Origin of the sequence: Kitasatospora sp. NPDC058170 (assembly GCF_042883905.1) — a bacterium.
GTDB lineage: Bacteria > Actinomycetota > Actinomycetes > Streptomycetales > Streptomycetaceae > Kitasatospora.
Window position 1 is genome coordinate 69,515 of record NZ_JBHVUV010000038.1, and the last position, 21,589, is coordinate 91,103.

Sequence of the window (21,589 nt, forward strand, 5' to 3'; positions counted from 1 at the left end):
AGATGGTAGGGCCTGCGTGTTACGGCCGGTGCCCGTGACCCGGGCCCGGGGCACCCCGGCGCTGGTGGGGGTCGCGCGCGCTCCCTCGCTCGGCCCAGTCGCCGCTGCCGCCACCCGTCCCTGTTGTACCCGGCCTGCCCCACCCTGACCCCGGCCCGCCCCGGCCTGCCCCGCGCCGACCCCGCTCCGGCCTGCCCTGCCCCGCCTCGCCCCTGCCCCGCCTCGCCCCGGCCCCGACAGCCTGGGCCGCGTCGGCTGGCCACCGGGTCTCGGACTCAGGGCGCCGCGGGTGCGACGGGAAGCAGCGGTGGCCGGACACGAGACGTGTCCGGCCACCGCCGTTCCGTGGTGCGGGCCTGGCGGCCGCCCGCTACGAGGTGTACGTGTACCGGTCGGCCGTGCCCGTCGCGCTGGTCCCGCCGGCCGTGGTCACCGTCACGTCGACCACGCCCGTGCCCGCCGGGGCGGTCGCCGAGCAGAGCGACGCCCCGCAGGAGAAGCGGGTGGCGGGGACCCCGCCGAAGCGCACCGTTCCGTAGGCCAGGTTGCTGCCCTGCACGTAGATCTGGGTGCCGCCCGCGGCCGGGCCGGTGCTGGTGGTCAGGCCGGTGACCGCCGGGGCGGGCGGCGCCGGGGGAGCCGCACCGGTGTAGTCGAACGGGGTGGACGCCGTCGCGGAACCGCCCGGCGTGACCACGGTGACCGGCGTGCTGCCCGCACCGCCGGGGGTGGTCACGGTGCAGGTGGTGGCGGTGCAGCCGCCGACCGCGACCGAGTCGCCGAACAGCACGAAGCCGTTGTCCAGGTTGGTGCCGGTCACGGTGACGGCGGTACCGCCGGTGCCCGCGCCGGACGTGGTGCCGATGCCGGTCACCACGGGGGCGGGCTGGGTGGCCGGAGCCTGCGGGCCGCTGCCGAGCAGATAGGTCGACACGTTGTCGGACGGGTCCGCGTCGTTCCGGTTCGCGGCCGTCACCCTGATCGTCCCGGCCGGCCGGGTGCCGTGGGAGGCGACGAAGACCTTCATGAACTCGCTGCGCCCCGGGGCGCGGTTGCCGGTGAAGAAGGCGTCCAGCCGGCGGCCGTCGGGCGAGATCGTCTGGGTGAAGGTGTAGTCCTGGAAGGAGGTGATCATGGCGCCGCTGGTGGTCAGGCCGGGCGGCAGCTCGACGGTGAGGTGGGTGACCCCGGTCAGGTCGGCGGTGCCCGAGGACTTCCAGGTCACCGAGAAGTTGGTGGAGTCGACCGGGAAGATCGGGTAGTTCCCGGCCTGTGTGACGGCCACGTTCTGGCCGGTGACGGCCGCCGTGGCGACGGCCTTCGCGGCGGTCTTGGCGGCGGCGGCCCTGGCGGCCCCGGAGGCGGCGCCGGACGTGGCCCCAGAGGCAGCTCCGGAGGTGGTCGCGGCAGTGGAGACGGTGGCGCCGGCGGCGAGCGCGGCCACGGCGAGGGCGGCGGCGAGGCCACCGCGTACCAGTCGGATGATCATATGAAGAATCATGGCGGTGACGGCCGGATCGCGGGGGCCTTTTCTCGAAAGCCAGTTCTATCCGGCGCGGCTCGACGCCCCACCGTCCGGCCCGAGCTCCTGTCCGCCCGGCTCCCGCTCCCGCCCGCGCATAAGGTCCGTTTCGGTCGTTGTCGGTGCGTACCTCTAATCTTGTCCACCGTGACCGCCATCGCTGACCCGCCCATCGAGCACGGGCCCCGCCCGCCCGCCGGGCCCACCGCAGCCGCCGCGCGGCCCGCGCCCGGCCCCGCCGCCGACGAGGGCCTCGCCCGCCGGCTCAAGGCGCTGGCCTGCACCGCCCCGCTGCACGACCTGGACAGCCGCAAGGTGATGCTGGCCGGCGAGTACGGCGGCTACGCGATGGCCGAGGTCGGCCTCGCCGCGATCGACCTGGTCACCCTGCACATGGACTTCGACACCGGGGCCGACCGCGACATAGTGCTGGCCCGGATGCTGCCGCGGGTCGCCGCCCAGGCCGCCACCAGGCCCACCGCCGAGCACGAGCGGGTCGCGCGCTGGGTGCTGGAGTCGCTGATCAACGTCGGCAGCGTCGACCGCGGCTTCCGCGCCGTCTACGGCACCTTCGGCCCGGACGGCGCGTACGTCCGCCGTGACTACGACTTCAAGCTGATCGAGGAGGTGCCGGGCCCCGACGGCGGCGTCTACCTGCGCACCACCGACGAGGCCGTCAACGTCCTGGTCGGCGCGCTCGACACCGACGTCACCTCCGCCCAGATCGCCGCCGAGGTCAAGCTGGAGGTGCTGATCCGCCGCGGCCGCCTCGCCGACGCCCAGCTCGCCGCCGAGCAGGCCCGCTACCGCACCGTCCAGTACGCCGAGACGCTGCGCCGCGCCCTCGACGCGACCAGGCGCAACGTGCGCGCCGTCGACTGGATGCAGGCCATCCCCGATCTGATCGACGAGGCCCTCGACCACATCGCCGACCGCTACCGGCACGAGAACGCGATTCTCACCAACATCCGCAAGGCCCGCGACGAGGCCGAGGAGCCCGAGCACAAGCGCCGCGCCGCCGAGCTGGTCGACATCGTCAAGGACTGCATCCGCCGCCACACCCAGCTGCAGACCCGACTGCTGGAGGCCGGCCCGCTGTTCCGCGCCGAGCAGGACCGGCAGGCCTTCGCCGCCCCCGCCGCCCGCAGCGGCATCGACCTCTACGGGCAGCTCCTCGCGCCGGCCCTGCGGCTGCCGGTGGAGCAGGCCGTCCGGCCCACCGGGGCGTTCTTCGCCCGCGGCGCCGGCCTGCGCACACCGGTCTCCGTCCGGGTCGCCGACCTGGTCGACCTGCTGCTCACCCCGCCGGTCGAGCGCGAGCACCTGGGCGCCGAGCTGCCCGACCCGGACCTCGTCGCCACCCCGGACGACAGCCGCTTCTCCGAGGACCAGCTGGAGGCGGCCCTGCTCCTGCTCGACCTGCCCCCCGACGCCCCGCGCCGGCTCTCCGGACTGCTCGCCGAGGCACGCGCCCAGGACGGGGACCTGCCCTACCTGGTCGCCCTGCTGGCCGTGCACGCGGCCAGCCCGCCGGTCGGCACCGCCTACCGGCAGGGCGAGGAGCGGCTGCTCTTCGCCGTCGACGACGGCACCCCGCTGCAGGACCCAGAGTTCGGCGGCGCCGACCTCATCGTCGGCAGCGCCCTGCTCGACGCGGCCGGTATGGCGGCCGACCGCAAGGACGCCAGTTGACGCCCCGCCACCCGCACCTGGCCCGCCACCCGCACCCGGCCCGCCACCCGCACCCGGCCCGCGAGCAGCGCCGGCCGCATCCACGCGGCCCCCACGACGGCAGCACCGGCACCACCCGGACCACCAGCACCGCCGCATGCACCACCAGCACCGCCCGCATCAACCCCGAGGAGCACCGCCCGTGACGACCCACCACGACACGTCCTGGGCGCCCGAGACCGAGCCCGCGGCCCCCGCCGCGCTCACCCCGGCCGACGTCGCCGACGCCGCACGGCTGGTCTCCTTCGGCCTCCAGGCCAAGCTGCTCCCCGCCCGCGACGCCGAGTACGCCGAACTCGTCCGCCGCCACCGCGAGGACCCGGCCTTCGCCCGCCTCGCCGACGCCGTCGCCACCGGCATGGGCCTGATCGTCCTGGAGGTCTCGCCGCGCGCCGGCATGGCCGTCGCCGCCGCCGAGGACTCCGTCTTCGCCGTCCGGATGGGCGACTACTCCCGCCGCGCCGCCTCCGAGTCCACCGACCGCTTCCTCCACGGCCTGGCCCACCTCGCCGTCGCCGCGATGGCCTTCCCCCGCCCCGAGGACCTCGCCGACGACGGCTACCTCGGCCGGATCACCGTCAACGGCGTCGACGCCTTCGTCCGCCAGGCCTGCCGCCGCCTGGAGGAACAGGCCGACGCCGAGGGCGCCAACACCGACCCGCAGAGCGACGCCCCCGGCCTGGAGGCCGCCTGGCGGGTCTGGGCCCGGCGCACCGCCACCGGAGCCACCAAGGACGCCCGCCGTCTCTCCGGCTCCACCATCGGCATCGTGGCCAAGGCCGTGATGTTCCTGGTCGACTCCGGGTTCCTGCAGAAGACCTCGGACGACGCCGGCGGCACCTACCGCACCACCGCCCGCTACCAGCTCCAGGTCCGCGACCTGGCCGGCAGCGCCGCCATGGCCGAACTGCTCGACCTCGGCGTCGTCCCGGTCTCCGACGGCACCGCCAGCCTGCTGCCCCCGGACACCGGGGACGAGCTGGTCGCCGACGCGGGCCTGCCGTTCCACTCGCTCTGAGCCCCCGCACCACCCGGAGCAGATCCAGCCCCAGCCCAGCAGCCCCCACCGAAGCCCCAGCCCCAGACCCCAACCCCACCCCCAGACCCCTGCACATCCTGGAGAACCGCCGCACATGTACGAGCTCAACCGGGTCCGCCTCTACTCGATCGGACCGGCCGGCGCGCGCTACGCCGACACGGTGCTCGACCTGCGCGGCGTCGGCGAGCCCGTCTCCGACCCGGCCCCCCAGCAGATCGGCCTCTTCGGCGAGGACCTCGACGGACCGGTCCGCCGCCCGGCACCGGCCGGCGTGCTCTTCCTGGAGAACGGCGGCGGCAAGTCCGTCCTGCTCAAGCTGATCTTCTCGGTGATGCTCCCCGGCCACCGCAACACCCTCGGCGGCGCCAGCTCCGGCGTACTGCGCAAGTTCCTGCTCGCCGACGACTGCGGCCACGTCGCCCTGGAGTGGCAGCACACCGTCACCGGCGAGCTGATCGTGGTCGGCAAGGTCAGCGAGTGGCGCGGCCGCCAGGTCTCCTCCGACCCCCGCAAGTTCGCCGAGACCTGGTACTCCTTCCGCCCCGGCGCCGGCCTCACCCTCGACTCGCTGCCCGTCGCCGAGCGGGTCAGCCTGGCCGGCGACCAGAAGGCCCGCGGCCGCCGCCGCACCATGAAGGGCTTCCGCGACGCCCTCACCGAGGCCGGCAAGGCCCACTCCCACCTCGACCTGGTCTTCGAGGACGGCCACGACCGCTGGACGGAGCACCTCGGCGAGCTCGGCCTCGACCCCGAACTCTTCCGCTACCAGCGCGAGATGAACGCCGACGAGGGCGAGGCCGCCGGCCTCTTCGCGGTCAAGCACGACAGCGACTTCACCGACCTCCTGCTGCGCGCCGTCACCGACACCCGGGACACCGACGGCCTCGCCGACCTGGTCCACGGCTTCGCCGCCAAACTCGGCCGCCGCGCCGAGCTCACCGCCGAACGGGACTTCACCGCCGGCTCGCTCGACCTGCTGGAGCGCATCGCCGAGTCCACCGCCGCCCGCGAGGGCGTCCGCGAGGCCCACCGCACCGCCGAGCGCCGGACCCGCCGCCTCGCCCACGCCCTCACCTCCCGCGCCGCCGCCGAGCGCGACCGCGCCCAGGACCTCGCCATCGAGGTCGCCGCTGCCGCGAGCGCCGTCACCGCCGCCGAGGCCGACCGCACCCGGCACACCCTGATCACCGCCGAGCTCACCCACCGCCACGCCACCCTGGGCCTGGCCGCCGCGACCACCGAGGCCGCCGCGCTGCGCCGCGAGCTCATCGAGGCCCGCACCCTGCACTCCGCCTGGCAGGCCGCCGAGACCGTGCTGCGCCAGCGTGCCGCCGCCGACCGCGTCACCCGGGTCGCCGCCGCGATCCGCGAGGCCGAGCTCGACGCCGCCCCCGCCCTGGCCGCCCGCGCCCGCGCCGCCACCGCCCTCGCCCGCGCCCTGGAGAGCGCCGCCGCGGCCGCCGAGAGCCGCGCCGACACCGAGGAGGAACGCGCCGGCGAGCTCCAGTCCGACGGCGCCAAGGCCCAGTCGGACGCCACCGAGGCCGCCACCGCCGCCCAGAAGGCCCGCAGCGAGGCCGACCACCTGCGCCAGCGCCTCGCCGAGGTCGAACAGGAGACCGCCGCCGCCGTCGAGTCCGGCTGGATCGACGCCGGCTCCGACGAACCGGACCCGGCCCGCGCCGCCCTGCACGCCGCCGACGTCGAGAAGGCCGCCAGCGCCGCGCTCGCCCGGGCCCGCACCGCCGCCGAGACCGCCGCCGCCCGGCTGCGCGAGGCCGCCGCCGCCGGCAGCCGCGCCGAACTCGCGGCCGCCCGCGCCCACGACGCCCGCAAGTCCGCCGCCCAGGCCCTCGCCGCCGAACAGCGCACCGCCGCCCTGCTCGCCACCGAGCCGCGCCTGTCCGACCTGCTCTCCCTGACGCCCTACCAGGAGGGAGCCGACGAGGACGCCGGCTTCCTCACCCCCGCCGTCCTGGACCGCTCCGCCGAGGCGCTGCGCGAGCTGCTCGACGAGGCCATCGCCACCGCCGAGCGCACCCTGTTCGACCTGCGCACCGCCGCCGCCGACGACTCCCGCATCCTTGCCGCGCTCGGCGACGGCGGCCTGCTCCCGCCCGGCCCCGACGTGCTCGCCACCGTCGAGTACCTCGCCGAGCACGGCATCCCCGCCCTGCCCGGCTGGCGCTACCTCGCCCAGTCCGTCGACCCGACCGACCACGAGGCGATCCTCGCCGCCCGCCCCGAACTGGTCGACGGCGTGGTGATCACCGACCCCAACTCGCTCGACCGGGCCCGCGAGGCACTGCAGTCCGCCGCCCTGCTGCCCCGCTCCACCGTCGCCGTCGGCGCCGCCGCCGCGCTGATCGCCCCGATCACCGACGAGCCCGCCTTCTTCCTCGTCCCGCCGAACCCGGCCATGCACGACGAGAGCGCCGCCGACGGCGAGCGCCGCGAACTGCGCGCCCGCGCCACCGCCCGCGAGGAGCACATCCGCGAACTGGCCGCCCGCCTCGGCGGCGACCGGGCGCTCGCCGCCCGCCTCGCCTCCTGGCACGCCAGCTGCCCGCCCGGCACCCTCGCCGAGCTGGCCGCCGCCGCCGAGACCGCCCGCGAACACGCCGAGCAGGCCGCCGCCGGCCTCAGCACCCTGCGCGCCGACCACGACGAGGCCGAGGCCGACCACGCCACCGCGGCCGCGGCCCACGAGGAGCACCGCGAGGCCGCCCAGCAGGCCCGCCGCCGCGCCGACGCCCTCTCCGGCCTCGCCTTCCGCCTGCGCGAGCGCGCCGGCTGGGCACGCTCCCTGCGCGAACTCGCCGAGGACGCCGTCGAGTGCGACCGCCGCCAGGCCCAGTGCGCCGAACGCGCCCGCACCTGCGACGAGGACCGCCGCGCCGCCCAGCGCGCCGCCGACGACGCCCGCCGCACCGCGCGCACCCTGCGCGCCGAACGCGCCGAGATCCCCGCCGCCGAGCAGACCGACGACCCGGCCGACACCGCCCCCGCCGCGCTGCCCGCCCTGCGCGAGGCCTACCGCGCCGCCTCCCAGCTCTACGAGAAGGTCGGCGTCGGCGCCGACCTGCGCGCCGAACAGGCCCGTGCCGAGGGCGACGAGGCCGCCGCCGCGACCGAACTCGACCGCCTCACCAACAAGGTCCGCACCCGCGCCGAGGAACTCCTCGGCAGCCCCGACGGCGCCGACGGTCCCGCCCGCCAGGCCGCCGCCGCCCGCGCCGAGGAACTGGTCGCCACCATCGAGGCCCGCTCCGCCGTCGCCAGCGAGCAGCTCGGCCGCCTGCGCGGCGAAGCCGAACGCTCCGCCCCCGCCGACGGCGAGGCCCACACCGAGCTGCCCGAGGACCTCGTCCCCACCGACCCCGAGCACGCCCAGGTACTGCTGCGCACCGCCACCACCCGGCTCGCCGAGCGCCGCGAGAGCGTCGACGCCGCCCGTACCGCCCACGCCGACCTGCAGCGCACCTTCGACGCCGCCCAGGCCGCCGCCGCCGACTTCGACGAGCACGCCGGGCAGCTGCGCGACGGCCTGCGCGAGCACCAGGACGAGGACGGCCACCCGGTCGAGCCCTACCTCGGCTCGCTCGCCGACGCCCGCGCGACCGCGGCCGACGCCCGACGCGCCCTGCGCACCGCCGCCGGCGAGCTGTCCTCCGCCGAACTCGCCGTCCGGGACGCCTCCGACGCGCTCGTCCGGCACGCCAACGCGGCCCGCTACGAGGCCGTCCGCACCCCCGCCCGCCAGCAGATCCGCGAACTGCCCGCCGCCGCGCTGCCCGACCACGCGGCCGCCTGGGCCACCGCCTTCGCACCCCGGCTGCGCGTGCTCACCGACGAACTCGCCCAGCTGGAACGCAACCGCGGCTCGATCGTCGACCGGCTGCGCGGCCTGGTCGAGTCCTCGCTCACCACCCTGCGCGCCGCCCAGCGCCTCTCCCGCCTCCCCGAGGGCCTGGGGGAGTGGTCCGGCCAGGAGTTCCTGCGGATCCGCTTCGAGGACCCGGACCACACCACCCTCGTCGAGCGCCTCGGCGAGGTCATCGACGAGGCCACCCGCGCCGCCGTCAGGAAGAACAGCGACCTGCGCCGCGACGGCATGTCCCTGCTGCTGCGCGGCGTCGCCGCCGCGATCGGCCCGCGCGGCGTCAGCGTCGAGATCCTCAAGCCGGACGCCGTGCTGCGCGCCGAGCGGGTCGGCGTCGGCCAGATGTCCGACGTCTTCTCCGGCGGCCAGCTGCTCACCGCGGCCATCGCGCTCTACTGCACGATGGCCGCCCTGCGCGCCAACGACCGCGGCCAGTCCCAACTGCGGCACGCCGGCACGCTCTTCCTGGACAACCCGATCGGCCGCGCCAACGCCACCTACCTGCTGGAGCTGCAGCGGGCCGTCGCCGACGCGCTCGGCGTCCAGCTGATCTACACCACCGGCCTGTTCGACACCACCGCGCTCGCCGAGTTCCCCCTCGTCATCCGGCTGCGCAACGACGCCGACCTGCGGGCCGGCCTCAAGTACATCTCGGTGGAGGAGCACCTGCGCCCCGGCCTGCCCGCCGCGCAGGACCCGGACGGCCCGGCCGTCCACGGCGAGATCACCGCCACCCGGATGTTCAAGCGGCCGGCGGAGGTACCGGCCGCACCATGACCGGGCTAGCGCCGCGTCAGGCAACTTCTGTGCGACGGGGCGAAGGTTGCCTGACGCGGCACTAGCGTGGCGGCCATGCTGACGATCGCCCACTTCAGTGACATCCACCTCGGCCAGGACCACCGCGGGGACGGCGGCGCCCGGGCGTACCGGCGGGCCGGGCAGGTGATGGCGTACCTCAACGCCCTGCCCGGCCCGCTGGACGCCGTCCTGGTGACGGGGGACATCGCCGACCACGGCCTGCCCGCCGAGTACGAGCAGGCCGCCGAGGTACTGACCTCCCGCCACCCGCTGTTCGGCTGTCCCGGCAACCACGACCGGCGCGCGCCCTACCGCGAGGGCCTGCTCGGCGAGGCACCGGCCGACGGCCCGGTCAACCGCCTGCACCGGCTGCCCGGCGCCGACCTGCTGATGCTCGACTCGTCGATACCGGGCCGCGACGACGGCCTGCTGGACGAGGAGACCCTCGGCTGGCTGGACGCCCGTCTCGCCGACGGCCGCCCGGACACCCCGGCACTGGTGGCCTTCCACCACCCGCCGGTGGAGCTCCACCTGCCGACCGTCGACCCGATCCGGCAGTTCGGCGAGCAGCGCCTCGCCGAGGTGCTGGCCCGCCACCCCCGGGTGGCCGGGCTGCTCTGCGGCCACTCCCACACCGGCGCCGCCACCACCTTCGCCGGGCTGCCGGTCCTGGTGGCGCCCGGTGTGGTCTCCACCGTCACGCTGCCCTGCGAGGGCGCGCCCGACATCAGCTTCGACCAGCCGCCGATGCTCGTCCTCCACGTCCTGGACGACCAGCGGCGGCTGACCACCCACTTCCGCGCGGTTGTCTAGCGGTTGACGGTCGGTCCGTCCGCCGGGTCCTCCCGACGGGCGCCGGCCAGCACGGCGTCGAGCAGCCCGGGGAAGAGCTCCGCCAGATCGGCGTGGCGCAGCGTGCTCATCCGCGCGGTGCCGCGCCGGTGCTGGTGGATCAACCCGGCCTCGCGCAGCACCCGGAAGTGGTGCGTGGTGGTGGACTTGGTGACCGGCAGGTCGAAGGAGGTGCAGGACATCTCGACGTGACAGTCGTGGAGGTCGCGCACGATCCGCAACCGGATCGGGTCGGCCAGGGCGTGCAGCACCTGCTCCAGCCGGATCTCCGCGAGGGAGGGCTCGGGCAGCAGGGCGAAGCTCTCGGTAGTCATGCGGGCTCCGTGGGTCGTCGGGCGGCAGGGGCGGTACATGCCCATAGTACGAGAGGTGTCGAAGTTCGAGAGTTCTCGTAGTACGGTATTCGACGTACCAGCGCCGCGCTGTCGTACGCCGCTCCGCCACACCCCACCGAGGAGTCGCCGTGACCGCCCTGTTCGAGTCGATCACCCTTCGCTCGCTGACCGTCCGCAACCGCGTCTGGCTCTCGCCGATGTGCACCTACTCGGCGCTCCCGGACGGCGACGGCGCGGGCGTGGCCACGGACTTCCACCTCGCCCACTACGGCTCCCGGGCCGCCGGGGGCGCCGGCCTGGTGATGGTGGAGGCCACCGCCGTTCGCCCCGAGGGCCGGATATCCCCGTACGACCTCGGCCTGTGGAACGACGCCCAGGCCGATCGGCTCGCCCGTATCGCCGCGCTGGTCGAGGCCCACGGCGCCGTCCCCGCGATCCAGCTCGCCCATGCCGGCCGCAAGGCCGCCACCGACCGGCCCTGGAAGGGCGGCGGCCGGGTGTCCGAGGAGCTCGCCTGGGGCAGCGTCGGCCCCTCCGTCGTGCCGTTCGGTGAGCTGCCCGCCCCGCACGAGCTGACGGTCGAGCAGATCGAGCACGTGGTAAGGGACTTCGCCGCCGCCGCCCGTCGTGCGCTGGGCGCGGGCTTCCGTGCCGTCGAGATCCACGGCGCCCACGGCTACCTGATCCACTCCTTCCTCTCCCCGGCGTCCAACCACCGCACCGACGGCTACGGCGGCACCTTCGAGGGCCGCAGCCGCCTCGCCCGGGAGGTTGCCACCGCGGTCCGCGAGGTCTGGCCCGAGGAACTGCCGCTGCTCTTCCGTGTCTCCGCCACCGACTGGCTGGACGACGAGCCCTCCTGGACCGCCGACGAGACCGTGCTGCTGGCCAAGGAGCTCCGCGAGATCGGCGTCGACCTGCTCGACGTCTCCAGTGGCGGCATGTCCCCGGTGGCCAGGATCCCGGTCGGCCCCGGCTTCCAGGTCCCCTTCGCCGCCGAGGTCCGCACCGCCTCCGGGCTGGCCACCGGCGCCGTCGGCCTGATCACCGAGCCCGCGCAGGCCGAGCGGATCGTCGCGGACGGGCAGGCGGACGTCGTGCTGCTCGGCCGGGAGCTGCTCCGCGACCCGTACTGGCCGCTGCACGCCGCCCGCGAGCTCGGCGCCGAGCGGGCCTGGCCCGAGCAGTACGGCTACGCGGTCGGCACCCGCGGCTGACGCGGCGCCGGGCCGGCCGGCGGCGGAGCCGGCTGGGGGAACGGCCGGGGCCGGGCCGGCTCCCGGCTGCCCGCCATCGGCGTCGCCTGGCCCGGCCCGCGCATCCGCTGGGCGGCGACCTGGCGCGAGATCATGATCTCCAACAGGCACCACATGGTGCCGAACACCCCGAGACCCATCGCCATCAGGGCCGGCGTCATCAACCAGCTGTCCGCGTACGAGGCCAGCGTCGCGAGCAGCAGGCCGACCAGCGTGAAGGCCAGGCAGAGCACCGCCCGGACGACGGCGGCCCGCACCTCGTCGGGCAGACGGCGGCGACGGCGTGCGGATGACATCGGGCGACCCCCAGGCGCGGTCACGGTGGTGGGACGGGCGCACCCGAGCGCGCCCCTGCGCAACACTCTGCCCTGTCGTACCCGGACTATGCGTCCGAATCCGCTGAACTGCCGTCAAATCGTGTGATCTGCCCAGGAAAGCGCCGCAAACCCCCGCGCCGCCGGGCTCGGTCGCGAGGCCGGCCGGGCCCGCTCACCCCAGCTGCTGGTCGAGCTCCTCCAGCGCGCCCGTCACGATCGTCCGCATCGCCTGCTCCGCCTGCCCGGCGTCCCCCGCGCAGATCGCCTCCGCGACCTCGCGGTGCAACCGGATCGCGTACGGCTCCGGCTGATGGGGCATCAGATGGTACTCGGTGCGGCCGGTCAGCACCGCCCCGACGGTGTCCCCGAGGTGGGCGAACATCTCGTTCCCGGAGGCCTTCAGGACGGTGGCGTGGAAGGCGATGTCGTGCCGGAGGAAGGTCTCCAGGTCGGCGGCCCGCGCGGTCATCGTCAACTCGACCGCCAGCGAGCTCAGTTCGCGACGCTCATCGTCGCTGGCGTGCCGCGCGGCGAGCGCGGCCGCGGCCGGCTCCACCGCCACCCGCAGCGAGCCGAGCGAGCGCAGCTGCGCCGGGCGGTCGGCGCCGGCCAGCCGCCAGCGGATCACCAGCGGGTCGAAGACGTCCCAGGCGGACTTCGGCTGCACGGTGCTGCCGACCCGCCGCCGGGAGGCGACCAGGCCCATCCCCTCCAGGATGCGGACCGCCTCGCGGACCACCGTCCGCGACACCCCGTACCGCTGCTCCAGCTCCTCGGCGCGCAGCACCGCCCCCTCGGGGACCTCCCCGGAGGCGATGGCCGGTCCGAGGTCGGCAAGCAGTCGGCCGGGCAGCCCCTGGATCTCCATCCGCCCAGCCTAGGCGGTGCCGACCGCCCGCTCTCCGGCCGGTCCCCGCGAACCGTAAAAGTATGACGATTTGGTTTCCGCTACTTGAATACGTCATATCTTTGGAGCGATAGTGGCGGCCTGGCAACGAAGGAGCACCACCCATGGCTCTCAGCGTCGAGATCCACGACATCCCCGCGCCGCCCCTCACCCTCGTGGTGATGGGCGTCTCCGGTGTCGGCAAGACCACCCTGGCCCGCCTCCTGGCCGACCGCCTCGACCTCCCCTACGCCGAGGCGGACGACTTCCACCCGCCCGCCAACATCGCCAAGATGTCGGCCGGCACCCCGCTGGACGACGCGGACCGCGCCCCCTGGCTGCGGGCCCTCGGCGGCTGGCTGGGGGAGCGGGCCGAGGCCGGCACCGGCGGCGTGGTCACCTGCTCGGCGCTGAAGCACCGCTACCGCGACACCCTGCGCGCGGCCTGCCCGGGTGCCTTCTTCCTGCACCTCAGCGGTGGCCACGAGCTGGTCGAGGACCGACTCGCCCACCGCACCGGCCACTTCATGCCGCCGTCGCTGCTCGACTCGCAGTACGCCGCCCTGGAACCCCTGGCGGCGGACGAGCGCGGCGCCGTCCTGGACGTCGGACCCTCCCCCGAAGAACTCGTCGAGATGGCCGTATCCCTGCTGCGGCCCGTCAATGGAGACCTCGCGTGATCCCCACCCTGCTCGCGGCGGCCGCCCCACCGGCCCTGCCGCACACCGACAGCGACGCCCGGCTGCTGTTCGCGGTGCTGCTCAGCATCGGCGCCATCGTGGTGCTGATCACCCGGCTGAAGCTGCACCCCTTCCTCGCCCTCACCCTCGGGTCGGGCCTGCTGGCCGCCGTCGCGGGCGCCCCCTTCGACAAGCTGCTGGGCAGCTTCTCCACGGGTTTCGGCGCGACCGTCGCGGGCGTCGGCCTGCTGATCGGGCTCGGCGCGATGCTCGGCAAACTGCTCGCCGACTCCGGCGGGGCGAACATCATCGCGGACACCGTGCTGTCGCGTTCCGGGCCCAGGGCCCTTCCCTGGGCGATGGCGCTGATCGCGGCCGTCCTCGGCCTGCCGCTGTTCTTCGAGGTCGGGGTCGTCCTGCTGATCCCGATCGTGCTGCTGGTGGCCCGCCGCGGCAACGTCCCGCTGATGCGGATCGGCATCCCCGCGCTGGCCGGGCTCTCCGTGCTGCACGGCCTCGTCCCTCCGCATCCGGGCCCGCTGGTGGCCGTGGACGCGCTGAAGGCGGACCTCGGCATCACCCTGGCGCTCGGTCTGCTGATCGCCGTGCCGACGCTGGTCATCGCCGGTCCGCTGTTCGCCCGGCTGGCCGAGCGCTGGGTCGGCCCGCTGGAGATCCCGCAGGCCACCGCGCCCGTGGAGACGGACAAGCCCGAGCACACCCCGGGCTTCGGCGCGGTCCTCGCCACCATCCTGCTGCCCGTCGTGCTGATGCTCGGCAAGGCGCTGGCCGACGTCGTCATCGACGACCCCAAGGCACTGCCGCAGCGGGTGTTCGACTTCATCGGCTCCCCGCTGATCGCCCTGCTGGCCGCGACCCTGCTCGGCATGCTGACCCTCGGTCGGGCGGCCGGATTCACCAAGGAGCGGATCTCCGACACCGTCGGCCGCTCCCTCGGCCCGATCGCGGGCATCGTCTTCATCGTCGGCGCGGGCGGCGGCTTCAAGCAGACGCTGATCGACGTCGGCGTGGGCAACGCCGTCAGTGAGTGGTCGAGCCGGTGGCACATCTCCGCGCTGCTGCTCGGCTGGCTGATCGCCGTGCTCATCCGGCTGGCCACCGGCTCCGCCACGGTCGCCACCATCACCGCCGCCGGCATCGTCGCCCCGCTGGCCGCCGACATGTCCTCGACGCACGCGGCCCTGCTGGTGCTGGCCATCGGCGCGGGCTCGCTGTTCTTCTCGCACGTCAACGACGCCGGCTTCTGGCTGGTGAAGGAGTACTTCGGGATGAGCGTCGGTCAGACCATCAAGTCCTGGTCGGTGATGGAGACGGTGATCTCGGTGGTCGCGATCGCCCTGATCATGCCGCTCAGCCTGGTCCTCTAGGACCTGCCCGGCACCTCCTGCCCGGGCACGGCCTGCCCGGCACCTTCTGCCCGGGTCGACCGGTCAGGTCCCAGCAGCACCGAAACGCCGAACGGGCGGGCGCTCCTTCCGGAGCGCCCGCCCGTTCGGCGTTCACCATGAGCCCGGTCCCACCGACCCGTCGGAGGTGGCCGGCGCCCGCGAGCTCGTACCGTGAGCCGTCGGCCGGCCGCCACACCACCCGTGCCGCGCCGCATGCGCACGACCGCGGCATCCTCGTCCGGACATACCGAAGGGCGGGCGCCCCCAGCCCTGGGGTGCCCGCCCTCCGGAGTCCGCTACGGAGCCGCTGACCCGGCTCCGCGCGTTGCAAAGCCGCGTCCACCTGGTCCCACACTTTGCAAAGCCGCGCCTACGTGGTCAGGTCCCGCACTTTGCAAAGCCGTGCCCAACTCGCTCGCACGCTTCACGCAGCCCCGCCTACCCGGCTCCGTACTTTGCAAAGTCGCGCCTACTTGGTCCCGCGCTTCGCGAGGAAGGCCTCGACCTCGGCCCGGATCTCCGGCGTGTCCAGCCCGCGCACGGTCATCGTGGTGCGGCGGCGCAGCACGTCGTCCGCGGTGTACGCCCACTCGCTGTCGGCGGCGTACGCGACCTGCGCCCACACGTCCGGCCCGTCGGCGTGGATCGGCGCGCCGAGCTCGGGGTTCTCGTCGATCATGCGGGCGATCTCGAAGGAGAGCGTGCCGTAGTGGCTGGCCAGGTGCTTGGCGACCAGCGGCTCCATCCGGGAGCCGGGCTCACGGTCGATCAGCAGGCGGTGCGCAACGGCGTTCGGCGCACCGACGCCCGGCAGCGGAACGGTCCGGGCGATCGTGGACATGTCCTCGCCGAGGCTGGTGCCGGGCACGTGGGCGAGCTTCTCCAGCACGGTGCGGCCGATGTGCCGGTAGGTGGTCCACTTGCCGCCGGCGACCGACAGCATGCCGCCCTTGCCCTCGGTGACGACCGTCTCGCGCTTGGCGGCGGCGGTGTCGCCGGGGCCGCCGGGCAGCACCCGCAGGCCGGCGAAGGCGTAGGTGATCAGGTCGCGGTCGAGGTGCTCGTCGCGGATCGCGTGGCCGGCCTCGCCCATGATCTGGTCGATGTCGGCGTCGGTGGCCCGGACGTCCTTCGGGTCGCCGGTGTACTCCTCGTCCGTGGTGCCGAGCAGGACGTGGTCCTCCCACGGGATGGCGAAGGACACGCGGTACTTGTCGATCGGGATGGTCAGGGCCGCACGCCACGGGGCGCGGCGCTTGACGACGACGTGCGCGCCCTTGGAGAGGCGGATCGACGGCGCGGCGCCGGCGTCCTCCATCGCGCGCAGGTGGTCGACCCAGGGGCCGGTGGCGTTGAGCACCAGGCGGGCGTTGACGCCGAACTCGGTGCCGTCCAGACGGTCCTTGAGCTCGGCGCCGGTGACCCGGCTGCCGGTGAAGCGCAGGCCGGTGACCTCGGCGTGGTTGAGCACCACGGCGCCGGCCTCGACGGCGGCGCGCACCGTCATCACGGCGACGCGCGAGTCGTTCATCTGGTGGTCGCCGTACACGGCCACCGAGCGCAGGCCCTCGGTGCGCAGCGCGGGCACCTGCTGGGCGGCGTGCGCGGCGGTGGAGACCCGGCCCATGCCGTCACGGAAGGCGGAGAGCGCCGAGTAGAGGAAGACGCCGGCGCCGAGCTTGGGGGCGCTGTGCGGGCCGCCCTTGTAGACCGGCACGAAGAAGGTCAGGGGGTTGACCAGGTGCGGGGCGACGTCGGTGGCGAGCGCGCGGCGCTCCTTGTGGTTCTCGGCGACCAGCTTGACCGCGCCGGTCTGCAGGTAGCGCAGACCGCCGTGGACGAGCTTGGAGGAGGCGCTGGAGGTGGCACCGGCGAAGTCGCCGCCGTCGACCATCGCGACCTTGAGGCCGGCCTGGGAGGCGGTCCAGGCGACGGCCGTGCCGAGGATGCCGCCCCCGATCACCAGCAGGTCGTAGGTGGCCTTGCCCAGCAGCTCGCGGGTCTCGGCGCGGGAGGCGGTGTGGCCGGCGGTGCGCTCGGCGCCCAGGGTCGGGATGGTTGCCATGGTGTGTGTACGGCGACGCGGGTCGGGCGGCGCCGTTACTCCTCTCGGTGTGCGGTGCGGCCCCTGCTGAGAGGCCGGTCGGCCCGGTGCGGCGGGCCGGTGAAACGGGAGCGGGCCGGTCGGGGCCGTGTGGCCCCGACCGGCTCCGCGGTCAGATCTGCTCGTCCTCCTCCACCCAGCCCATGGTGCGCTCCACGGCCTTGAGCCACTTCTTGTACTCGCGCTCCCGGGTGGCCTCGTCCATGCGCGGGGTCCACTCGGCGGCGCGGTGCCAGTTGGCCCGCAGGGTGTCGAGGTCGTTCCAGAAGCCCACCGCCAGGCCCGCCGCGTAGGCGGCGCCGAGCGCGGTGGTCTCGGCGACGTACGGGCGCTCGACCGGGGCGTCCAGCACGTCGGCGATGTTCTGCATGAGCAGGTTGTTGCTGGTCATGCCGCCGTCGACCTTGAGGGCGGTCAGCTTGACCTTGGAGTCCTTCTCCATGGCGTCGACGACCTCGCGGGTCTGCCAGGCGGTGGCCTCCAGGACGGCGCGGGCCAGGTGGCCCTTGGTGACGTACCGGGTGAGGCCGGCGATCACACCGCGGGCGTCGGAGCGCCAGTACGGGGCGAACAGGCCGGAGAAGGCCGGGACGAAGTAGGCGCCGCCGTTGTCCTCGACGGTGTTGGCGAGGGTCTCGATCTCGGCGGCGGTGGAGATGATGCCGAGCTGGTCGCGCAGCCACTGCACCAGCGAGCCGGTGACGGCGATCGAGCCTTCCAGGGCGTACACCGGGGCCTGGTCGCCGATCCGGTAGCCGACGGTGGTCAGCAGGCCGTGGTACGAGTTGACGATGTCCTCGCCGGTGTTCAGCAGCAGGAACGTGCCGGTGCCGTACGTCGACTTGGCCTCGCCCTTGTTGAAGCAGGTCTGGCCGAACAGCGCGGCCTGCTGGTCGCCGAGCGCGGAGGCGACGGGCACGCCCTCCAGGTCGCCCACGGCGTGGCCGTAGACCTCGGCGGAGGAGCGGATCTCCGGCAGGACGGTCAGCGGCACGCCCATCGACTCGGCGATCTTGTCGTCCCAGGCGAGGGTCTGCAGGTTCATCAGCATGGTGCGGCTGGCGTTGGTGACGTCCGTGACGTGCTTGCCGCCGTTGACACCGCCGGTGAGGTTCCAGATGACCCAGGTGTCCATGGTGCCGAAGAGGATGTCGCCGGCCAGGGCGCGCTCACGCAGGCCCTCGACGTTGTCCAGCAGCCAGCGGATCTTCGGGCCGGCGAAGTAGCTGGCCAGCGGGAGGCCGGTCTCGCGGCGGAAGCGGTCCTGGCCGACGTTGCGGCCCAGCTCGCGGCAGAGCGCCTCGGTGCGGGTGTCCTGCCAGACCAGCGCGTTGTGCACGGGCTCGCCGGTGTTCTTGTCCCACAGGACGGTGGTCTCGCGCTGGTTGGTGATACCGATCGCGCGGATGTCGTCCTTGGTCAGTCCGGCCTTCTCCAGCGCACCGCGGACGACCGACTGCACCCGGGTCCAGATCTCGGCGGCGTCGTGCTCGACGTAGCCCGGCTGGGGGAAGATCTGCCGGTGCTCCTGCTGGTCGACGGCGACGATCCGGCCGTCCGCTCCGAAGATGATGCAGCGGCTGGACGTGGTGCCCTGGTCGATCGCGGCGATGTAGTTGCCAGTGCCAGTGGAGGTCATGAGGGTCCTCGGCTCAAGATGGGGGTACGGGGTGGGTGGGTCCGACTCGTCTGGTCAGTCCCCGTGCTCGGGTGGGCGGGAAACCCGGGGGCCGTCAGAAGGCGACGTGGTACAGGCCGCCGGCGAGCAGGCCGCCGATGACCGGACCGGCCACCGGGATCCAGGCGTAGGACCAGTCCGAGCCGCCCTTGTTCGGGATCGGCAGCAGCGCGTGCACTATGCGCGGGCCCAGGTCGCGGACCGGGTTGATGGCGTACCCGGTCGGGCCGCCGAGCGAGAGGCCGATGCCGACGACGGTGAAGGCGACGATCAGGATGCCCATGCCGGAGAGGCCGAGACCCTTGTTGAGGCCCTGGGTGAGGATGCCCAGGCAGAGCACCATGGTGCCGATGATCTCGGTGAGCAGGTTCTGGATCGGGTTCCGGATCTCGGGACCGGTCGAGAAGATGCCCAGGGTCGGCTCCTCGTTGGCCTGGAACTGGCCGAGGTAGGTGACCCAGACGAGGACGGCGCCGATCATCGCGCCGAGCAGCTGGGAGCCGAGGTAGACGGGGACCTTGCTCCAGTCGCCGCTGTCGACGGCGAGGGCGAGGGTGACGGCGGGGTTCAGGTGCGCGCCCGACTTGGGGGCCGACATGTAGGCGGCGATCATCACCGCGAAGCCCCAGCCGAAGGTGATCGCCAGCCAGCCGGCGTTGATGGCCTTCGACTTCTTGAGCGTCACGGCGGCGCAGACGCCGCCGCCGAGAAGTATCAGGGCTGCGGTGCCGAGGGTTTCGCCGACGAAGATGTCGCCGTTGGAGAACGCGGACACAAAGACTCCCTTGTCCATATGGCCCGGAGGTGCGGGTGGGGGCAGGCGGCCGAGCGATCGCTGTGCGGGTGAGCGCATTGTGGGAGTGATCTGCTCGGCCATCGTTCGACAATGTCGACCGTCATGCGGAAGCTTCCTCCCCAGGCCGCCTTCACGTCAAGGCCGGGTTACGCAGCTGTGACCCTTCACTCGAAGTTACCAATCGGATAACCCTAAATACGGACAAAACGCTAAGGCGCGGACAGGCATCCCGCCTGTCCGCGCCTCAGCGTGAACGTCAGATGTTCGGATGTCCGGAGCCGGCCGGCACCGGGGCCGTGCCCGGTCCGGGGTCCCCGCGCGTGCCGGAAGAGCCCTAGAAGCGCCCGGCACCCAGGTCCCGGGAGATCGCCCGTGCCGCGCTGCGCACCGAGGCGACCAGCGAGGGCCGGACGAAGCCGTCCTCGCAGACCCGTTCCACCGGGCCGCTGACGCAGACCGCGCCGACCGGGTTGCGGCGCCGGTCCTGGATCAGCGCGCCGATCGAGGCCACGCCCTCCCAGGTCTCCTCGATCGAGTCGGCCCAGCCGCGCTCGCGGGTCAGCGCCGCCTCCGCGTCGACGTCGGCGAGATCGGTCAGCGTCCGCCCGGTGTACGCCTCCAGCGGCCCCTCGCCCAGCTCGCCGCGCGCCACCGGGTCGTACGCCACCAGCACCTTGCCCAGGGCGGTGCTGTGCAGCGGCTGCATCGAGCCCACCTCCAGCACCTGCCGGGTGTCGTCCGGGCGGAAGACGTGATGCACGATCAGCACCCCCTGCTGGTGCAGCACCCCCAGGTAGACGGTCTCGCCGGCCGCCCGGGCCAGGTCGTCCGCCCAGACCAGGGCGCGCGCCCGCAACTCGTGCACGTCCAGATAGCTCTGGCCCAGCCGCAGCAGCTCGGCGCCCAGCTGGTACTTGCCGCTCTCCGGGTCCTGCTCCACGAATCCCTCCTGCTGGAGGGTGCGCAGGATGCCGTGCGCGGTGCCCTTGGCGAGGCCGAGCGCCGTCGCGACCTCGGACAGGCCCAGGCGGCGCTCGCCGCCGGCCAAGAGGCGCATGATCGCGGCGGCCCGGGAAAGCGACTGGATCGGGCCGGGCATTCAGTACCTCCGCGCTGACAGGCGGTCGACATTGTCGACCGCAGTGGTGACGGGACGAGTCTGCCAGGCCGCACCCGCTCCGTGCACCTTCCCCCTCGGTAACTCAGCGCCGGGCCCGCGCCACCTCGGCGGCCAGCGCCGCGATCTCGCGCGGCCCCACCCGGCAGCAGCCGCCCACTAGCCGGGCGCCGTCGCGCAGCCAGCCGCCCGCCCGCCCCGGCCCCCCGGCCGCCGCACCGCCCGCCGCACCGGTCACCGGGCCGCCCACCGCACCGAACGTCGACCCGCCGGACCAGTCGCGCGCTGCGGCGTCCCACTCCTCACCGCTGTTGGGATACACCACCACCGGCTTGCCCGTCACCCGTGCCGCCAGCGCCACCGCCCGGTCCGCGTCCGCCGGGGTACAGCAGTTCACCCCCACCGCCACCACCTCCGGCGCCCGCGCCGCGAGCGCGAACGCCTCCGCCAACGGCTGCCCCGCCCTGGTCCGGTCGCCCTCGACGCTGTACGACAGCCAGGCGGGCACCCCCAACCCGCGCACCGCCCGCAGCAGCGCCCGCGCCTCGTCCGCGTCCGGCACCGTCTCCAGGGCCAGGACGTCCGGCCCGGCCGCCGCCAGCACCTCCAGCCGGGGCCGGTGGAAGGCCTCCAGCTCGGCCACGCTCAGCCCGTACCGCCCCCGGTACTCCGAGCCGTCCGCCAGCACCGCCCCGTACGGGCCCACCGACGCGGCCACCCAGAGCGGGCGGTCCGCCCCGGCCTCCCGTGCGGCGCGCCGCGCCAGCTCCACACTGCGCGCCAGCAGCCGGGCGGCCTCCGCCCGGTCCAGCCCCTGCCGGGCGAACCCCTCGAAGCTCGCCTGGTAGCTCGCGGTGATCGCGACGTCCGCCCCGGCGTCGAAGTACGCCCGGTGCGCGGCCACCACCGCCCCGGGATCGTCCGCGAGCAGCCGCGCCGACCAGAGCGCGTCCGACAGGTCGTGCCCGGCCGCCGCCAGCTGGTTGGACATCCCGCCGTCCAGCACCAGCGGCCCGGCCGCCAACGCGGCGACGAAGTCCGGCCGACCGGACGGGGGAGTGACGGACATGGCGGCCTCCTGAGGCAGAGCTCCTGCTCACACCCTAGGAGGGCGAGAGCCCCGCAATCACCGGGAAAACCATTTGCCGCACAGTCAAACGATCGCTACGTTGTGCTCATTCCGAGA

Annotated in this window: 17 protein-coding genes; 8 read left to right on the plus strand and 9 right to left on the minus strand. The window is 74.2% G+C overall.

Annotated features, from left to right (window positions below):
- Window positions 1–370 precede the first annotated feature (370 nt).
- The gene (locus ACFVVX_RS32940) at window positions 371–1,489 is read right to left on the minus strand and encodes an IPT/TIG domain-containing protein (protein ID WP_387951056.1); all 1,119 of its coding nucleotides are present in this window, start codon (window positions 1,487–1,489) and stop codon (window positions 371–373) included.
- Between the two features lie 189 nt (window positions 1,490–1,678).
- Between ACFVVX_RS32940 and ACFVVX_RS32945 the strand changes: the two genes are divergently transcribed.
- The 5 genes from ACFVVX_RS32945 (at window position 1,679) to ACFVVX_RS32965 (ending at window position 9,786) form a co-directional block, all read left to right on the plus strand.
- Entirely contained in the window at window positions 1,679–3,214 is a 1,536-nt protein-coding gene (locus tag ACFVVX_RS32945) for a hypothetical protein (RefSeq protein ID WP_387951101.1), read from the plus strand.
- Entirely contained in the window at window positions 3,211–3,399 is a 189-nt protein-coding gene (locus ACFVVX_RS32950; RefSeq protein ID WP_387951058.1) for a hypothetical protein, read from the plus strand. Before ACFVVX_RS32945 ends, ACFVVX_RS32950 begins: the two co-directional genes overlap by 4 nt.
- Complete coding sequence (locus ACFVVX_RS32955; protein WP_387951060.1) at window positions 3,396–4,271, plus strand: hypothetical protein; 876 nt, start codon at window positions 3,396–3,398, stop codon at window positions 4,269–4,271. The genes ACFVVX_RS32950 and ACFVVX_RS32955 overlap by 4 nt, the downstream gene beginning before the upstream one ends.
- Before the next feature lie 115 nt (window positions 4,272–4,386).
- Entirely contained in the window at window positions 4,387–8,952 is a 4,566-nt protein-coding gene (locus ACFVVX_RS32960) for a hypothetical protein (RefSeq protein ID WP_387951062.1), read from the plus strand.
- Window positions 8,953–9,027: 75 nt separating this feature from the next.
- The gene (locus ACFVVX_RS32965; protein WP_387951064.1) at window positions 9,028–9,786 is read left to right on the plus strand and encodes a metallophosphoesterase; all 759 of its coding nucleotides are present in this window, start codon (window positions 9,028–9,030) and stop codon (window positions 9,784–9,786) included.
- Here the strand turns inward: ACFVVX_RS32965 and ACFVVX_RS32970 are convergent.
- Window positions 9,783–10,139 (minus strand): ArsR/SmtB family transcription factor, encoded by a 357-nt coding sequence (locus ACFVVX_RS32970; RefSeq protein ID WP_387951066.1) that lies wholly within the window; start codon window positions 10,137–10,139, stop codon window positions 9,783–9,785. The two genes, ACFVVX_RS32965 and ACFVVX_RS32970, sit on opposite strands and share 4 nt — an antisense overlap.
- A gap of 149 nt (window positions 10,140–10,288) precedes the next feature.
- Between ACFVVX_RS32970 and ACFVVX_RS32975 the strand changes: the two genes are divergently transcribed.
- Window positions 10,289–11,377, plus strand: coding sequence for an NADH:flavin oxidoreductase/NADH oxidase (locus ACFVVX_RS32975; RefSeq protein ID WP_387951068.1), 1,089 nt, complete (start codon window positions 10,289–10,291; stop codon window positions 11,375–11,377).
- On the opposite strand, the gene ACFVVX_RS32980 is transcribed toward ACFVVX_RS32975, so the two are convergent.
- Window positions 11,353–11,712 (minus strand): hypothetical protein, encoded by a 360-nt coding sequence (locus ACFVVX_RS32980; RefSeq protein WP_387951069.1) that lies wholly within the window; start codon window positions 11,710–11,712, stop codon window positions 11,353–11,355. The two genes, ACFVVX_RS32975 and ACFVVX_RS32980, sit on opposite strands and share 25 nt — an antisense overlap.
- Window positions 11,713–11,905: 193 nt before the next feature.
- On the minus strand, window positions 11,906–12,601 hold the full coding sequence (locus ACFVVX_RS32985; protein WP_387951071.1) for a FadR/GntR family transcriptional regulator: 696 nt from the start codon (window positions 12,599–12,601) through the stop codon (window positions 11,906–11,908).
- Window positions 12,602–12,744: 143 nt separating this feature from the next.
- On the opposite strand from ACFVVX_RS32985, the gene ACFVVX_RS32990 reads away from it, so the two are divergent.
- Window positions 12,745–13,299, plus strand: coding sequence for a gluconokinase (locus ACFVVX_RS32990; RefSeq protein WP_387951073.1), 555 nt, complete (start codon window positions 12,745–12,747; stop codon window positions 13,297–13,299).
- Window positions 13,296–14,687: a GntP family permease gene (locus ACFVVX_RS32995; protein WP_387951075.1), complete on the plus strand. Its 1,392-nt coding sequence runs from the start codon at window positions 13,296–13,298 to the stop codon at window positions 14,685–14,687. Before ACFVVX_RS32990 ends, ACFVVX_RS32995 begins: the two co-directional genes overlap by 4 nt.
- A gap of 490 nt (window positions 14,688–15,177) precedes the next feature.
- On the opposite strand, the gene ACFVVX_RS33000 is transcribed toward ACFVVX_RS32995, so the two are convergent.
- The 5 genes from ACFVVX_RS33000 to mmuM form a co-directional block, all read right to left on the minus strand.
- Window positions 15,178–16,773 carry an FAD-dependent oxidoreductase gene (locus ACFVVX_RS33000; protein ID WP_387951077.1) on the minus strand — a complete coding sequence of 532 codons (1,596 nt, stop codon included), beginning with the start codon at window positions 16,771–16,773 and terminating at the stop codon, window positions 15,178–15,180.
- 151 nt (window positions 16,774–16,924) lie between these two features.
- A complete protein-coding gene (gene glpK / locus ACFVVX_RS33005; RefSeq protein ID WP_387951079.1) occupies window positions 16,925–18,451 on the minus strand; it encodes a glycerol kinase GlpK in 1,527 nt (508 codons plus the stop codon).
- Window positions 18,452–18,545: 94 nt separating this feature from the next.
- Window positions 18,546–19,283, minus strand: a complete 738-nt coding sequence (locus ACFVVX_RS33010; protein WP_387951080.1) for an MIP/aquaporin family protein — start codon at window positions 19,281–19,283, stop codon at window positions 18,546–18,548.
- Window positions 19,284–19,620: 337 nt separating this feature from the next.
- Window positions 19,621–20,385 (minus strand): IclR family transcriptional regulator, encoded by a 765-nt coding sequence (locus ACFVVX_RS33015; RefSeq protein ID WP_387951082.1) that lies wholly within the window; start codon window positions 20,383–20,385, stop codon window positions 19,621–19,623.
- A gap of 103 nt (window positions 20,386–20,488) precedes the next feature.
- Entirely contained in the window at window positions 20,489–21,472 is a 984-nt protein-coding gene (gene mmuM / locus ACFVVX_RS33020; protein ID WP_387951083.1) for a homocysteine S-methyltransferase, read from the minus strand.
- Window positions 21,473–21,589: the final 117 nt, after the last annotated feature.

Excerpts from the sequence above, each read along its gene's own strand:
- mmuM (WP_387951083.1), bottom strand. The coding sequence starts at position 21,472 with ATGTCCGTCACTCCCCCGTCCGGTCGGCCGGACTTCGTCGCCGCGTTG.
- ACFVVX_RS32965 (WP_387951064.1), top strand. The coding sequence starts at position 9,028 with ATGCTGACGATCGCCCACTTCAGTGACATCCACCTCGGCCAGGACCAC.
- ACFVVX_RS32990 (WP_387951073.1), top strand. The coding sequence starts at position 12,745 with ATGGCTCTCAGCGTCGAGATCCACGACATCCCCGCGCCGCCCCTCACC.
- ACFVVX_RS32980 (WP_387951069.1), bottom strand. The coding sequence starts at position 11,712 with ATGTCATCCGCACGCCGTCGCCGCCGTCTGCCCGACGAGGTGCGGGCC.
- ACFVVX_RS32985 (WP_387951071.1), bottom strand. The coding sequence starts at position 12,601 with ATGGAGATCCAGGGGCTGCCCGGCCGACTGCTTGCCGACCTCGGACCG.
- ACFVVX_RS32960 (WP_387951062.1), top strand. The coding sequence starts at position 4,387 with ATGTACGAGCTCAACCGGGTCCGCCTCTACTCGATCGGACCGGCCGGC.
- glpK (WP_387951079.1), bottom strand. The coding sequence starts at position 18,451 with ATGACCTCCACTGGCACTGGCAACTACATCGCCGCGATCGACCAGGGC.
- ACFVVX_RS33000 (WP_387951077.1), bottom strand. The coding sequence starts at position 16,773 with ATGGCAACCATCCCGACCCTGGGCGCCGAGCGCACCGCCGGCCACACC.
- ACFVVX_RS32970 (WP_387951066.1), bottom strand. The coding sequence starts at position 10,139 with ATGACTACCGAGAGCTTCGCCCTGCTGCCCGAGCCCTCCCTCGCGGAG.
- ACFVVX_RS33015 (WP_387951082.1), bottom strand. The coding sequence starts at position 20,385 with ATGCCCGGCCCGATCCAGTCGCTTTCCCGGGCCGCCGCGATCATGCGC.
- ACFVVX_RS32940 (WP_387951056.1), bottom strand. The coding sequence starts at position 1,489 with ATGATCATCCGACTGGTACGCGGTGGCCTCGCCGCCGCCCTCGCCGTG.
- ACFVVX_RS33010 (WP_387951080.1), bottom strand. The coding sequence starts at position 19,283 with ATGGACAAGGGAGTCTTTGTGTCCGCGTTCTCCAACGGCGACATCTTC.